This is a genomic window from Clavibacter sp. A6099, assembly GCF_021919125.1.
In the GTDB taxonomy this organism is placed as follows: Bacteria; Actinomycetota; Actinomycetes; order Actinomycetales; family Microbacteriaceae; genus Clavibacter; species Clavibacter seminis.
Map to the genome: position 1 here is coordinate 2,095,456 of NZ_CP083439.1, position 14,149 is coordinate 2,109,604.

The 14,149-nt window shown below is 75.6% G+C and carries 14 protein-coding genes; 7 read left to right on the forward strand and 7 right to left on the reverse strand.

Annotated features, from left to right (window positions below):
• The first annotated feature begins 26 nt into the window (after positions 1-26).
• A complete protein-coding gene (locus KYT88_RS09895; protein ID WP_043586418.1) occupies positions 27-455 on the forward strand; it encodes an RNA-binding S4 domain-containing protein in 429 nt (142 codons plus the stop codon).
• On the opposite strand, the gene KYT88_RS09900 is transcribed toward KYT88_RS09895, so the two are convergent.
• Positions 452-1,420, reverse strand: a complete 969-nt coding sequence (locus KYT88_RS09900) for a hypothetical protein (protein WP_043586416.1) — start codon at positions 1,418-1,420, stop codon at positions 452-454. The genes KYT88_RS09895 and KYT88_RS09900 overlap by 4 nt on opposite strands.
• Before the next feature lie 92 nt (positions 1,421-1,512).
• Here KYT88_RS09900 and KYT88_RS09905 point away from each other — a divergent pair, with 92 nt between their 5' ends.
• Positions 1,513-1,947, forward strand: coding sequence for a hypothetical protein (locus KYT88_RS09905; RefSeq protein ID WP_012038592.1), 435 nt, complete (start codon positions 1,513-1,515; stop codon positions 1,945-1,947).
• Positions 1,948-2,016: 69 nt separating this feature from the next.
• The gene (locus KYT88_RS09910) at positions 2,017-2,274 is read left to right on the forward strand and encodes a hypothetical protein (protein ID WP_043586413.1); all 258 of its coding nucleotides are present in this window, start codon (positions 2,017-2,019) and stop codon (positions 2,272-2,274) included.
• A 55-nt stretch (positions 2,275-2,329) separates the two neighbouring features.
• Here the strand turns inward: KYT88_RS09910 and KYT88_RS09915 are convergent, their stop codons facing one another.
• The 4 genes from KYT88_RS09915 to KYT88_RS09930 form a co-directional block, all read right to left on the reverse strand.
• On the reverse strand, positions 2,330-3,301 hold the full coding sequence (locus KYT88_RS09915) for a J domain-containing protein (protein ID WP_043586411.1): 972 nt from the start codon (positions 3,299-3,301) through the stop codon (positions 2,330-2,332).
• Positions 3,301-4,959, reverse strand: coding sequence for a stealth family protein (locus KYT88_RS09920; protein WP_043586409.1), 1,659 nt, complete (start codon positions 4,957-4,959; stop codon positions 3,301-3,303). The genes KYT88_RS09915 and KYT88_RS09920 overlap by 1 nt, the downstream gene beginning before the upstream one ends.
• Positions 4,960-5,074: 115 nt before the next feature.
• Positions 5,075-5,524, reverse strand: coding sequence for a hypothetical protein (locus KYT88_RS09925; protein WP_051629355.1), 450 nt, complete (start codon positions 5,522-5,524; stop codon positions 5,075-5,077).
• Positions 5,521-6,255 (reverse strand): hypothetical protein, encoded by a 735-nt coding sequence (locus KYT88_RS09930; protein WP_043586408.1) that lies wholly within the window; start codon positions 6,253-6,255, stop codon positions 5,521-5,523. The genes KYT88_RS09925 and KYT88_RS09930 overlap by 4 nt, the downstream gene beginning before the upstream one ends.
• A gap of 175 nt (positions 6,256-6,430) precedes the next feature.
• Here KYT88_RS09930 and KYT88_RS09935 point away from each other — a divergent pair, with 175 nt between their 5' ends.
• Positions 6,431-7,342 carry an FAD binding domain-containing protein gene (locus KYT88_RS09935; protein WP_043586405.1) on the forward strand — a complete coding sequence of 304 codons (912 nt, stop codon included), beginning with the start codon at positions 6,431-6,433 and terminating at the stop codon, positions 7,340-7,342.
• Positions 7,339-10,221 carry a molybdopterin-dependent oxidoreductase gene (locus KYT88_RS09940; RefSeq protein WP_043586403.1) on the forward strand — a complete coding sequence of 961 codons (2,883 nt, stop codon included), beginning with the start codon at positions 7,339-7,341 and terminating at the stop codon, positions 10,219-10,221. The genes KYT88_RS09935 and KYT88_RS09940 overlap by 4 nt, the downstream gene beginning before the upstream one ends.
• Positions 10,222-10,243: 22 nt before the next feature.
• Here the strand turns inward: KYT88_RS09940 and KYT88_RS09945 are convergent, their stop codons facing one another.
• Together KYT88_RS09945 and KYT88_RS09950 are read right to left on the reverse strand one after the other, a co-directional pair.
• Complete coding sequence (locus KYT88_RS09945; protein ID WP_051629354.1) at positions 10,244-11,536, reverse strand: APC family permease; 1,293 nt, start codon at positions 11,534-11,536, stop codon at positions 10,244-10,246.
• On the reverse strand, positions 11,533-12,639 hold the full coding sequence (locus KYT88_RS09950) for an XdhC family protein (protein ID WP_043586402.1): 1,107 nt from the start codon (positions 12,637-12,639) through the stop codon (positions 11,533-11,535). Before KYT88_RS09950 ends, KYT88_RS09945 begins: the two co-directional genes overlap by 4 nt.
• A 186-nt stretch (positions 12,640-12,825) precedes the next feature.
• On the opposite strand from KYT88_RS09950, the gene KYT88_RS09955 reads away from it, so the two are divergent.
• Both KYT88_RS09955 and KYT88_RS09960 read left to right on the forward strand, forming a co-directional pair.
• Entirely contained in the window at positions 12,826-13,455 is a 630-nt protein-coding gene (locus tag KYT88_RS09955; RefSeq protein ID WP_043586400.1) for a hypothetical protein, read from the forward strand.
• A gap of 87 nt (positions 13,456-13,542) precedes the next feature.
• Positions 13,543-14,142, forward strand: coding sequence for a hypothetical protein (locus KYT88_RS09960; RefSeq protein WP_043586398.1), 600 nt, complete (start codon positions 13,543-13,545; stop codon positions 14,140-14,142).
• Positions 14,143-14,149: the final 7 nt, after the last annotated feature.

Here is a 14,149-nt window from a genome sequence, read left to right on the forward strand (position 1 = left end):
GGGGAGCCGTCGCCTAGGGTCGGAGCATGCCCGCCGACGCCGCCCCGCCTCCCGTTCGGGCCGCGGACGCCGCGCAGGCCGCGGTCCGGGTGGACAGCTGGCTCTGGGCCGTGCGGATCTACAAGACCCGCTCGCAGGCGACGGCGGCCTGCCGGGCCGGGCACGTGAAGGTGGCCGACGAGCGGGCGAAGGCGTCGCAGTCGGTCCGGCCAGGCGACGAGGTGCGCGTCCGCGTCGCGGGTGCCGAGCGGATCCTCGTGGTGCGCCGCACGCTCGTGAAGCGCGTGGGACCCGCCATCGCCGCGGAGGCGATGACCGACCTCACTCCCCCGCCTCCCCCGCGCGACGCCGCGCCCGCGACGGTCGTGCGCGACCGCGGCGCCGGACGCCCGACGAAGCGCGACCGACGCGAGATCGAGCGGCTGCGCGACCCCGAGGGGATGCGCGGGCGCTAGAGCCCGGCGGCCGCCGCGCGACGCGCGTGCGCGAGCTCGTCGAGGATCCGCGCCCGCAGCGAGTTGGACCTCTCCGCGAACCCGCGCTGCTCGGCCGCGTAGCGCGCCTTGCCCGCGGGCTCCTCGATGCGCACCGCCTCGAGACCGAGGCCGGACACGTCGTACGGGCTCGCGCGCATGTCGAGCGAGCGGATGTCGCGGGCCAGCTCGAACGCGTCGAGCAGCAGCTCGCCGGGCACGAGCGGGCCGAGCTTCGTGGCCCACTTGTAGACGTCCATGCCGGCGTGCAGGCAGCCGGGCTGCTCGAGGTCCGGCTGGGTCTCGCGCGTGGGCGCGAGAGCGTTGCGCGGCACGGCCTCGGGCGTGAAGAAGCGGAAGGCGTCGATGTGCGTGCACGCCAGCTTGTGCGTCTCGACGACCTCGTCGGTGGCCGCGGATCCGAGGCGCAGCGGCAGCCGCTCGTGGCGCTGCTCGCCCGGCCCGACCCCGTAGACCATCGCCCACTCGTGCAGGCCGAAGCAGGAGAAGCGGCCGGGGCGCGCGGCGGTGCGGCCGAGGATCCGCTCGATGAAGGACGCGGTGGATCCGCGCGCCTCGAGGTACCCGGCCGCGTCGACCCGCACGCCGCCGGGTGCGCGCTCGTCGTCGGCGACGTACCAGCGCCAGGCCGCGCGCTCGTCGCCCGCCGCGTCCGCGAGCACGACGCCCGCGCCCGGGTGCCAGCGTCGGAGGAGCGACGGCTTGTGCGGGTAGTAGGTGAAGAGGAAGTCGTCGACCTCGTGGGTGCGGCCGGCCAGGCGGCGCGCGCGGAAGCCCGCGGAGAAGGCGTCGGCGCGGTCGGCGTGGCGGGCGGCCCGGTCGCGCCAGGCGGCGGGTCCCAGGACCGCGGACAGGTCGCGCGCGGCCGGGTCGGTCGCCGCATCCGTCGTCGCCGCGGAGGTCGCGGGATCGGCGGCGGAGGTCATCCGACGAGGCTACCCGCGCGACCTGGCCCGATCCGCCCGCGGACGCGGGACTCCGGCCTCGCCGGACGCCCCGCCACGGCTAGCATGAGCGCATGGATGACGACTCCCTTCTCACGCCTCCCGGCGTCGCCGGCTACACGATCACCGAGATCGTCGAGAGCGAGTCGGGCGGCGAGCCCCTCTTCATCTCCGCGATCCACCTCGACGGCGAGCACGTCGCCAACTGGATCTCCACCGACCTCGACGAGGACGACGGCATCGTCGCCGACCTCGACCACGCGTTCGGCGGCCCGGCCACCGACCGCATGTTCCGCCAGGCCGCGGCGATCTTCCCGGACGCCGTGCTGTCCGAGATCCTCCCCGAGCTCGTGAGCTTCCTCTGGGTCGTGGCCGACGTCGCGGGCGTCGCCGACGACCAGGACCTCGACTTCGAGGCCGCCATCCGCGTCGTCGCCGCCGAGGGCGACCTCGACGCGCAGGACCGCGACCTGCTCGGCCGCCTCGAGAGTCTGAAGCGCATCGACTGACCGTCGCCCGCCGCATGACCGGAGCCCCGCACGCCTGACGCGCGCGGGGCTCCGGCGTACGGTCGAGTGATGAGCGACTCCGACATCGATCCCCTGTCCACCGTCCAGGGCGCCCCCGGCGTCTCGCAGTCCATGCCCGGCGAGGCCGACTCCGACGCGAGCGTCGGCGGCACGGTGCCGGACGGCGAGAGCATCCAGCACGTCGACGACGACGAGGCGCCCGGCGACGGCGGCCTGTCCAGCGGCGGCGACTCCCTCGGATCCGACGAGGACGCGGCCGACACCGGAGCGGGAGCGGGCGACGCCCCCACCGACCTGCCCGTCTGATCCACCCGCACCGCCCGAGGGCCCGCCGCGATCGTCGCGGCGGGCCCTCGTGCCGTCAGTCCGCGGCGGGCCCCAGCAGCGTCAGCCGCTCGCGGAGGAGGGCGCGCACGGCGTAGGGGTCGGCGACGCTGAGGCGCGCCTCGTCCGAGATGCCGTCGCGCAGCAGGATCGGCAGGACCGAGCGGCGGACGACGAGGGCACCGCGATGCGGGCCGCGCTCGACCGCATCGACCGGCTGCGCGAGCGCCGCGTCGGGCACCACGACGACCGCGGCGGCGAACCTGACGCCCACCGACTCCGCGAGGGCGCGGGCCGCGCGCGCCAGCCACGCGACCGGCTCGTCGCCCGCCGCGAACGCGCCGTCGGGATCCGGTCGGCGCGGCTGCAGCTCGCCGCGCACCAGCTGCACCTCGGCGCCCCAGTCCTCGGAGCTCAGCGCGAACAGGCCCGCGGGCGCGAGCACGACGTGGTCGATCTTGCCCGCGCCGGTGAGCGGGCGGACGTCGTGGAAGATCGTCGCGCCCATGCCGAGCGAGGCGGCGGCCCGCGCGGTCGCCTCCTCGGCGATGGCCTTCGCGAGCAGCCAGCGGACGTCGCGCGGGGCGCGGCGGACGAGCTCGGCCGACCACGGATCCACGGCCAGCTCCTCGTCGGGCGCGACACCGATCCACCCGCGGACGCGCGCCACGTAGTGCTCGCGCGCGAGGGCTCCGGCGACCCCCAGGACGGTGGCGCCCAGGCGCGTGCCGGATCCGGGTGCGGGCGCGTAGCCGTCGTCCGGGCCGAGCGGCTCGTCGGTGGCGCCGACGCCGCCCCGGCCGCGGTCGTACGAGGCGCGGTCGGCCGGATCCCCGACGAGCGCCCACGCGTCCTGCACGGCGTGGAAGAGGTGCGCCTCGCCGCCCGTGTCGGGGTGCGTCACCCGGAGCAGGCGACGGTACGCGGCGCGGAGGGTCGCGGTGCCGGCCGCGGGATCCACGCCGAGGACCTCGTAGGGGGTGCGGTCGGCGGGGCTGCCCGCGACCACTAGCCGGCGGGTGCGGCCGGGTCGGCCCCGGCCTCCGCGACCTCGGCCTCCCACGGCGCCGGGATGCCGTAGTAGCGCTCGAGGAAGTCCTGCACGCGCTCCTGGCGCTCGTCGGCCGGGACCTCGGGGAAGGACCCGTCGTTGAGGCAGAAGAAGTCCTGCGAGCGGCGCTTCAGGAGGCCGGGCAGCATGTCGAGGCCCGCGCGCGACGTCGTGTCGACGTAGGCGACCTTGGCGTTCTCCTGCTGCACCGCGCGCGCGGTCATCTGCGCGTAGTAGTGGTACAGCGAGTTGGTGACCGAGATGTCGGTGCTGGAGCGGAAGCGGCTGAGCTGCGTGCGGTGGAAGTCCTCCGCGAACTCCTGCTCGAGCTCCAGCAGCACGCTCTTGCGCAGCGGCGTGGCCGCGTGCTCGAGGTGGCGCGTGATGAGGCGGCCGAAGCGGTCCATGAGCAGGCGCCGGTTGACGCGCGCCGAGTTCTCGAAGCCGCTGCGGTCGGAGTCGTTGTCGCCGAGGCCGATGCGGGTCGACGCCTCGATGAACTTGGTGATCCCGCCGGGCGAGAAGAACATGCCCGGCTGCACGGGACGGCCGAAGAACATGTCGTCGTTCGAGTAGAGGAAGTGCTCGCTGAGGCCCGGGATGTGCTGGAGCTGCGACTCGACGGCCTGCGAGTTGTGCGTGGGCAGCCCGGCGGGATCCGTGAAGAACTCCTCGCTGCGCACGAACGTGACGCCGGGGTGGTCGGCCAGCCACGACGGCTTCGGGGAGTCGGTGACGATGAAGATCCGGCGCACCCACGGCGCGAACAGGTAGACGGAGCGCAGCGCGTACTTGAGCTCGTCGATCTGGCGGAAGCGGGCCTCGGAGTCGTCGCCCTCGCCGACCACGACGTCCTTCATGCGCTCGGCGCGGCGCTTCTGGAACTCCGGGTCGTTGCCGTCGACCCAGGAGAAGACCATGTCGATGTCGAAGGTGATGTCGGACGCCTGCGCGTCGAACATGCCGCGGAGCGTCTTCCACTCGTGGCCGTACATCTCCACCGTGGTGGGCACGACCTCGGCGGCGGGCAGGATCTCGCGCGTGAGCGAGTTCTCGACCGGCCAGACGATGGTCTCGCCCTCGAAGCGGAAGAACTGCAGCTCGACCGCGGTGGACGCGCCGTAGGCCAGGAGGCCCACCGGCTCGATGCGCGGGCGGTAGAGGCGGAAGATCCCGGCATCGGGGTTGTCGGTGAGGCGGCCGTCGGCGACGAGCAGCGGCGGGCGGCGGCGCCCGTCGACCGTCTTGGCGTACAGCGGCTCGTCGGCGCACGCGGCGACGAGGGCGCGGACCACGGTGTCGCGGTTCTGCACGTCGATCGCGATGACGGGGCGCTCGTCGTTGCCGCGGATGAGCCAGAAGTCGATGCCGGTCGCGAGCAGCGCGTCCCGGATGAAGAGCAGGTCGGTCACGAGCGCCTGGTGCGGCGTGAGCGTGCGGTTGACGAGCGTGGCGAGGCCCTTGCGGACGACGACGTCGGGGCGGTGGTGCGTGGTGGGCCACGTGGCGGGGGCGGGGGCGACCGCGTCGTCCTGGCGGGAGAACTCCTCCTCGCTGGTGGCGGGATCGACCGTCGGCTCGAGCGCTACGTTGAACTGCCGTGCGCTGCCCGCCATGGATCATCCCCTTGGTGCTTCTCGTGTGCCTGGTGCGGCCGCCTGACCCGACGGGTGGCGACGGATCATTCTACCGAGCGCGGGTGCGCGCCCCCGGTCGGGGGCTCTCGGCGGATCAGGCGCGATCGGGCGGGCTCAGCGCTGAGCGCACCGCGCCCGTCGCGTCGCGCCCGAGCCGCGCGTGCAGGAGGAGCACGAGGGCCGTCCCCGAGAGCACGCCGTCGAGGAGCCCCGCGGGCAGCAGGAACACCATCAGGACGAGCGTGACGACGCACATGGCGCAGGCGAGGGCGAGGCCCCAGAGCCGGTCGCGCCAGAGGCCGACGGCCGCGGTGATGCGGAGGGCGGCGAAGATCCCGCTCATCGCCATCATCGGGTAGAGGTTCTCGCGGAGGTACGGCAGCGCGAAGACCTCGGCGTGGTCCGTGATGGCGGCCTGCGGGATCCCGAGCGCGAGCAGGACGACGAGCCCCACGGCGACCAGGCCCTCCATGAGCACGCCCTGGACGAGCAGCAGCACGGCGGCGGCCCGGAGCTCGCGGCGCGCGCGGCGCGGTGCCGTCATCCCTCGGCCTCGGCGGTGGCCTCTGCGGCCGGCAGGGCGTCGACCTCCCAGACGACGGGCGCCGCGAGGAACGGGTGCGTCGCGGGATCCGGCGTCTCGAGGACGGTGCGCGGGACGTCGTGCCAGCGCAGCTCGGCGAGCTCCTGGCCGACGGGCACGGCGTAGACGACGCACTCGAGGTGCTCCTCGGCGGCGTGGCCGTCGTCCGAGCGGAGGACGGGCATCTCGTACGGGCACTCCGCGGACGCGCTGACGCCGCCGACCTGGCGCTGGATGATGTCGACCTCGGTGCCGTCGGCGAGGAAGGGGCGGAGCACCGGACCGTTGGCGGGGCCGCGCTCGCCCTCGAGCCAGCGCGTCTGGACGAACGCGAAGTACGGGATCCGGTCGGCGAAGCGCGCGCCGTCCTCGAAGCCGGACCAGTAGGAGGGCCGGCCCTCGGCGACGCCCAGCACGGAGGTGGCGACTACCGGCCCCGCGGCGCCGTCGGCGTCCGCGCTCGCGAGGGCGACGACCTCGCCCGCGGCGACGCGCTGGTCCGGGACCGCGGTCGGCGCCTCGGGTGGCAGGGCGACGGCGTCGAACGGCGGGGCGGGCGGGCCGTCGGGGGCGGACGCGCATCCGGCGAGGAGCAGGGACGCGGCGAGCGCGGATCCGGTCGCGGCGAGAGCGGCGCGACCGCGGGATCGGCGGAGGGCACGGGGTGCGCTGGCGGTGGTGCGGATGCTCATGGTCTCCCCGGGTCTCGACCCGAGCGTGGCAGCGCGTCCCGGCGGCGGCAACTCGGGGGCGCGCGGGCGGGGGCGGCGCCCGGCGGATGCGAGGATCGCTGTCACACCCCCGCGCACGCCCGTGCTCCCCCGGAGGACCCGCGGCCGTCGACCGGGACGCCCTCAGAGGAGACCCATGGACCAGCCCACCGTCCGCTCCGTCGTGCCCGCCCGGACGCGCGACGACCTCGCCGCCCTGGGGCCGAGCGTGGCCGCGCTCGCGGGCGGATCCGGGATCTTCGCCGAGCCGCACCCGCACCTCACCGGGCTGGTCGACCTGCAGGCGCTCGGCTGGGAGCCGCTCGTGGTCACGGACGACGGGCTCGAGATCGCCGCGACGTGCACCATCGCGGAGGTCGCCGGGATCGCGCCGCGCGACGGCTGGGCGGCGCACCCGCTGTTCCTGCGGGCGTGCACGGCGCTGTTCGGGTCGACGAAGATCTGGCGGGTCGCGACCGTGGGCGGGAACATCTGCTCGGCGCTGCCCGCGGGGCCGATGACGGCGCTCGCCTCCGCGCTCGACGCCGACGCGCTCATCTGGCGGGCCGCCACCGCCGACGGACCGGCGCACGACGAGCGGATGCCCGTGGCCGAGCTCGTGACCGGGGACCGGACCACCGCGCTCCGCCCGGGCGACGTGCTGCGGTCGATCCACGTGCCGGCGGCGTCGCTGCGTGCCCGGACGGCCTTCCGCAAGATCGCGCTGTCGCCCATCGGCCGGTCCGGGTCCGTGGTGATCGGCCGGCTCGACGAGGACGGCGCGTTCACGCTCACCGTCACGGGCGCGACGCTCCGGCCCGAGCTGCTGCGCTACCCCGCGCTGCCGGCCGCCGCGGCGCTCGCCGACGACGTGCGGGCGATCGGATCCTGGTTCACCGATGCGCACGGTGCCGCCGACTGGCGCCGCGCGGTGAGCGCGCTGCTGGCGGAGGAGATCCGCGCGGAGCTGGCGGGCGATGCGGCCGGCTCCGGCGACGGGCCGGCATCCGGCGAGCGCGGCACCCCGCCCGGCGCCGCCATCACGACGACGGCAGGAGCACGCCCGTGAGCATGACCGTGGACGGCCGCGAGATCCCGGGAGAGCCGGCGCCCGGCCAGAGCCTGCGCACCTGGCTGCGCGCGCACGAGGTGTTCAGCGTGAAGAAGGGCTGCGACTCGGGCGACTGCGGGGCGTGCTCCGTGCTCCTCGACGGCGAGGCCGTGCACTCGTGCATCCTGCCGGCGTTCCGGGCGGCGGGCCGCGAGGTCACGACCGCGGCGGGGCTCGGGACCCCGGGCGACCTGCATCCGGTGCAGGAGCGGTTCGTGGAGGCGGCCGGGTTCCAGTGCGGGTTCTGCACGCCCGGGATGGTCGTCACGGCGGCGTCGCTCGGAGACGACGACCTCGACGACCTGCCGCGGCTGATGAAGAGCAGCCTCTGCCGGTGCACCGGGTACCGGGCGATCGACGAGGCGATCCGCGGGGAGCACGGCGGCGCGGACCACGCGCACGCCGAGGGCTGCGGCGGGGCGCGGCCCGAGGGGCTGGGGCCGGTGCGGGCGACGGGATCCGCCCCCACCGCAGCCGGGTCCGCCGCGACGGCCGACGACGCCCGCGCCGCCGAGCGCGCCCAGACCGGCCGCGTCGGCACGTCGCTGCACGCCCCCGCGAGCGAGCGCGTCGTCAGCGGCCTCGAGCCGTACACGCTCGACGTCGCGATCCCCGGCCTGCTGCACGCGAGCCTGGTGCGGAGCCCGCACCCGCACGCGCGCATCCGCTCCATCGACACCTCGGAGGCGCTCGCGCTGCCGGGCGTGCACGCGGTGCTCACCCACCACGACTCCCCCGCCACGCTCTACTCGTCCGCCCGGCACGAGGACCGCTTCGACGACCCCGACGACAGCCGCGTGTTCGACGACGTCGTGCGCTTCCGCGGGCAGCGCGTCGCGGCGGTGATCGCCGACGACATCGGAATCGCGGAGGCCGCCGTGCGCCTGGTGCGCGTCGACTACGAGGTGCTGCCCGCCGTCTTCGACCCCGAGGAGGCGAGGCGGCCGGGCGCTCCGCTCGTGCACGGCGACAAGGATCCCGCCGTCTCGCGCCTCGCCGACCCGCAGCGCAACGTCGTCGCGGAGATGCACGGCGAGCACGGCGACGTGGCGGCCGGGCTCGCCCGCGCCGACGAGGTCGTGACCGGCACGTGGTCGACGCACCGCGTCGCGCACACGCATCTCGAGACGCACGCGACCATCGGCTGGATGGAGGAGGGCCGCCTGGTCCTCCGCACCAGCTCGCAGGTCCCGTTCCTCGTGCAGCGCGAGATCTGCCGGCTGTTCGAGCTCACGCCGGATCAGGTGCGCGTCTTCACGGCGCGCGTCGGCGGCGGGTTCGGCGGCAAGCAGGAGATCCTCACCGAGGACGTCGTCACCCTCGCCGTGCTCGCGACCGGGCGCCCGGTGCAGCTGGAGTTCACCCGGTCGGACGAGTTCACGCTCTCCCCCGCCCGGCACCCGATGCGGGTGGGCGTCACGGTCGGCGCGACGGCCGACGGCGTGCTCACGGCGCTCGCGGTCGACGTGCTGAGCGACACGGGCGCGTACGGCAACCACGGGCCTGGCGTCATGTTCCACGGCTGCAACGAGTCGATCGCGCTGTACCGCTCGCCGGCCAAGCGGGTGGACGCGCAGAGCGTCTACACGAACAACCTGCCGTCGGGCGCGTTCCGCGGCTACGGCCTCGGGCAGGTGATCTTCGCGATCGAGTCCGCGCTCGACGAGCTGGCGCGGCGGCTCGGCATCTCGGGCTTCGAGATCCGGCGGCGGAACGCGGTCGTGCCGGGCGACCCGCTGATCATCACGCACGCCGAGGGCCCGGACCTCGGCTTCGGCGGCAGCTACGGGCTGGACCAGTGCCTCGACCTCGCCGAGCAGGCGCTGGGCGACGGCGGCGGGGATCCGGTGCCTGCCGGCGACCGCTGGCTCGTGGGCGAGGGCATGGCCGCCGCGATGATCGCGACCATGCCGCCGCGCGGGCACTTCGCCGACGTGACCGTGGCGCTGGCTACGGACGGGATCGTGACGGTGTCCGTGGGCACGGCCGAGTTCGGCAACGGCACCACCACCGTGCACGCGCAGCTCGCCGCGACCGCGCTGGGGACGACGCCCGACCGGATCCGCATCCGCCAGTCCGACACCGACGTCACCCGCTACGACACGGGCGCGTTCGGATCCGCGGGCACGGTCGTCGCGGGCAAGGCCGTGCACGGGGCCGCGACCGCGCTCGCCGACCTGCTGCGGGAGGCGGCCGCCGCGCGCACGGGGCTCGCCGCCGACGCGTTCGCGCTCACGCCGGACGCGCTCGTCGCGGACGGCGTCGCGGTGCCGATCGCCGAGCTGGTCGGGCCCGAGGGCCTCTCCGCCCAGGCGCACGAGGACGGCGCGCTGCGCTCCCTCGCGTTCAACGTGCACGCGTTCCGGGTGGCGGTGGATCCCGCGACGGGCGAGGTCCGCATCCTCCGCTCCGTGCAGGCCGTCGACGCCGGCACCGTGCTCAACCCCGCGCAGCTGCGCGGCCAGGTGGAGGGCGGCACCGCGCAGGCGATCGGCACGGCCATGTTCGAGGAGGTCGTGCACGACGGCGAGGGGCGGATCCTCACGGACGTGCTGCGGAACTACCACATCCCCCAGCTCGCCGACCTGCCCGTCACCGAGGTGCTCTTCGCCGCCACGCACGACGACAACGGGCCGCACGGCGCGAAGTCGATGAGCGAGGCGCCCTACAACCCGGTCGCGCCCGCGCTCGCCAACGCGGTGCGGGACGCGATCGGGATCCGCCCGCACGACCTGCCGATGTCGCGCGACCGCGTGTGGCGGCTCCTCCACGGCGGCGGCCCGCAGCCGCGGTTCGACAGCCCGACGACGCTCGGGGAGCGCGGGACGCGGGAGTAGCGGGCGACGTCGGTCGCGGCGATCAGCGCATCGCGGCGGCCCGGCGCCGACGAACGAGCACGACCGCGCGCCCGACGACCCCGACCAGCAGCACGCCGACTCCCACGGCGATGGACGCCCCCGGCAGCGTCGCCACGAGCACCAGGCAGCCCACGACGCCGAGCACCTGCAGCGCCCGCGGGTACCGGCGATCGGCGTGTTCCTGCGTGAAGGCGGCTGCGTTCGCGACCACGTAGTACAGCAGCACGCCGAAGGACGAGAAGCCGACGACGCCGCGGAGGTCCACCGTCAGGACCAGGGTGACGACGATCACGGCCACCGCGATCTCGGCCCGCTGCGGCACCCGGTACCGCGGGTGCACGACGGCGAGCGCGCGCGGCAGGTCGCCCTCGCGCGCCATCGCGAGCGAGGTGCGCCCGATCCCCGCGAGGAGCGCGAGCAGCGCGCCGAGGCACGCGGCCGCGGCCCCGACGCCGACGACCGGCACCGCCCACCCCCAGCCCGCGTAACGCACGACGTCGGCGAGCGGCGCGGTCGATCCCCCGAGCCGCGCCTCCCCCAGCACCCCGAGGAGCGTCGCGGCCACGAGCGCGTAGACGACGAGCGCGCCGCCGAGCGCCAGCAGGATCGCGCGCGGGATGGTGCGCGCCGGATCCCGCACCTCCTCCCCCATGGTCGCGATGCGCGCGTAGCCCGCGAACGCGAAGAACAGCAGCCCGGCCGACTGGAGGACGCCGTAGGGCGTCGTTTCGACGACTCCCGCGATCGGGCCCACGCCCGCGGTCCGCCCGCCCGCGACGAGGCCGGCGACCAGCACGAGCGCGATGACGGCGAGGACCACCGCGATGATCACGCGCGCGAGCCGGGCCGTGCGGGTCACGCCGAGGCAGCCGACGACCGACAGCGCGATGACGGCGAGGGCCGCGACCGGCCGCTGCCACGCCGCGGGCACCGCGTACGCGGCGAACGTGAGGGCCATGGCCGCGCAGCTCGCGGTCTTGCCGATGACGAACGACCAGCCCGCGAGGAAGCCCGGCCACTCCCCGAGCCGCTCGCGGCCGTAGAGGTACGAGCCGCCGGACGACGGGTAGCGGGCGGCGAGCTGCGCGGACGCCGTGGCGTTGCAGAACGCGACGACCGCTGCGATCGCGAGGCCGACGAGGAGGCCGCCGCCGGCTGCGCGGGCGGCGGCGGGCATGACCGCGAAGATCCCGGCGCCGATCATCGCGCCCAGGCCGAGCACGGTGGCGTCGAGGAGGCCCAGGCGGCGAGCGAGGCCGGGCTGGGCGGGGGCGGCGGACGCGGCGGCGGTCATGCTCTCTCCTTGTGGATCGGTCCGGTGGTCGTCGTCAGCGGCGCGCCGGCGGCACCGGCGCGCGCGGCGAGCACCTCCGCGAGGATCGACACCGCCGTCTCCTCGGGCGTCGACGCGCCGATGTCGAGGCCGATGGGCGAGCGCAGGCGCGCGAGCTCGGCCTCCGTCAGGCCCTCCTCGACGAGCAGCGCCCTGCGGCGCACGTCGGTGGCGCGGGATCCCATCGCGCCGACGAACTCGACCGGCAGGCGGAGCGCTGCGACGAGCAGCGGCACGTCGAAGCGGTCGTCGTGGGTGAGCACGCAGATCACGGTGCGGGCGTCGACCTCGGTGCGCGCGAGGTACTCGTCGGGCCACTCGGCGACGACCTCGTGCGCCGACGGGAATCGCGCGCGGGTCGCGAAGGCCGGACGGGCGTCGCACACCGTGACCCGGTAGCCGAGGAGCGCGGCCGCGTCGGCGAGGGCGGCGGAGAAGTCGACGGCGCCGAAGACGAGCAGGCGGGGCGGCGGCGCGGCCACGAGGTGCAGGACGCGCAGGGGCCCGTCGGCGCAGTCGACCTCCGTGGTGCCCGAGCGGCCGGCGGCGAGGCGGGCGGCGAGCTCGGCGCGGATCCGGCGGGCGGGGTCGGCGCCCACGGCCGCGTCCACCGCGGCGTCGGGGACGCTCGTGATCCACGCGCCGACGGCCGGCCCCTCCAGCACGAGCGCGAGCGACGCGGCGCGGCCGGCGCGCGCGTCCTCGAGGGCGGCGTGCACCGCGGCGGGGATCGGCGACCGCGCGTCGCCCGCGGGGGCGACCTCGACGACGACCACCCCGATCCGGCCGCCGCAGGTGAGCCCGACCTGGAAGGCGTCGTCGTCGCTGACGCCGAAGGACGTGGGCGCGGGCACCCCGTCGTCGAGCACGCCGTGGGCCACCTCGACGACGGCTCCCTCGACGCAGCCGCCGGAGATGGATCCGATCACGCGGCCCCGGTCGTCGACCGCCATCGCCGTGCCCGCCGTCCGCGGGGCGCTGCCGAGCACGTCGGTGACGCACGCGACGGCGAGGCGACGGCCATCCGCGAGGGCGTCGAGCACCTCCACGGCGATCTCGAGCACGGCACCTCCGGGACGGGAGCGCCGACGGGCGGGCGCGGAGCGGGACGGGGAGGGCGGCGGCCCGACGGATCGGGATGGTACCGCCCGCGTCAAGCCTCGCACGGCCCCTGCGTAGGGTGGGACGCGGATGCCGGGGGGATCCTCCTCCGGCGACGTGCGCGCATCCGCCGCACCCGAGGAGGCCGCATGACCCCGACCGCACCCGACCGCCCGCAGCCGCTGTTCCGGCGGATCCGCCGCGCGTGGGCGGACGCGCCCGCGGTCGTGCAGGTGCTCGCCGTCGCCGTCCTGTACTTCGGCTTCCTGACACTCATCGACTTCGCCGGGTGGAACGAGGTCGGCTTCGCGCTGCTCCTCCGCGCCGGCCTCGCGCTCGTGTTCGGCGCGCTGATGATCGGCTCGCGACGCATCCAGGGCCGGCGCTGGGCCCGCACCCCCAGCTGGGTCGAGGTGTCGGAGGCCGCCGAGGACGGCGAGCTCCCGGCGGGCGCGGACCTCGGCGCCTGGCTCGCGGCGCTGGAACGACGCCGCGCGGAGATCCGGCAGGAGGCGTGGCTCGTGCCGATCGCGCTGGTCGCCGTCGTGGCCCTGACGTTCCTGAACGGGGCAAGCGGTGACCGAGCCATCGCCGGACTGGTGTTCCTGGCGGTCTTCGTGACCTGGGGGATGTCGAACATCGTCTCCCGCGGTCGCCGCCGTGACGGGGTCGACGCCCTCCTCATCTCGCTGCAGGAGTCGGCACGGGTGGACGAGGAGCGGCGCGCCGGCTGGGCGCCGCCCGCCCCCGACGACCGTATTCCCCCGGCTGCTGGATAATGTGCAGCGCGCGCGACGACCCGGCGCCCCGCGAATCCGAGGAGCGAGCATGACCCCGACGACCCGCCGCACGTCCGGCCCCACCGCATGAAGGCCCTGTCCGACAGGTTCCAGCGGGCTCCCCTGGGGATCGTCTTCCTCGTCCTCGCCGTCGTCGTCATCGTCGTCCGCCTCCTGCTCGAGGCCGTCATGCTCGAGGACGGCCTGTCGCTCGGTCGCACGATCGCGACCGTCATCGGCTCCCTGATCATGAGCGGCGTGCTGACGTTCGTCGTCGCCCGCCAGCGCCGTCGCAGCGGCGGCGCCGACACGATGGCCGAGGTGACCACCTCGCTGAAGAGCCGGCAGCTGCCGCGCGACGCCGACCCCGCCACGTGGATCCCCGCCCTCGAGTGGCGGCGCCGGCAGTTCCGCCGGTCGCTGTGGCTCATGCCCGTGCTCGTCGCGGTGCTGGTCGCGATGGGCGTCGCGGCGGCCGTCCTGATCCCGGGCTCCCCCGCCGGCTGGATCATCGTGGTCGTCTTCCTCGCCCTCGGCGCCGTGAGCGTGATCCAGGCGCGCCGCACGATCCCCCGCATCGACGACCTGCTCCGCCAGCTGCGCGAGCGCGACGGGGCCGACGCCCGTCCGGGCGGGCACGCCGATGCGACCCGGCACGCTCCCTCGAGCCCGGCAGCGGGCGCCTGATCCGCCT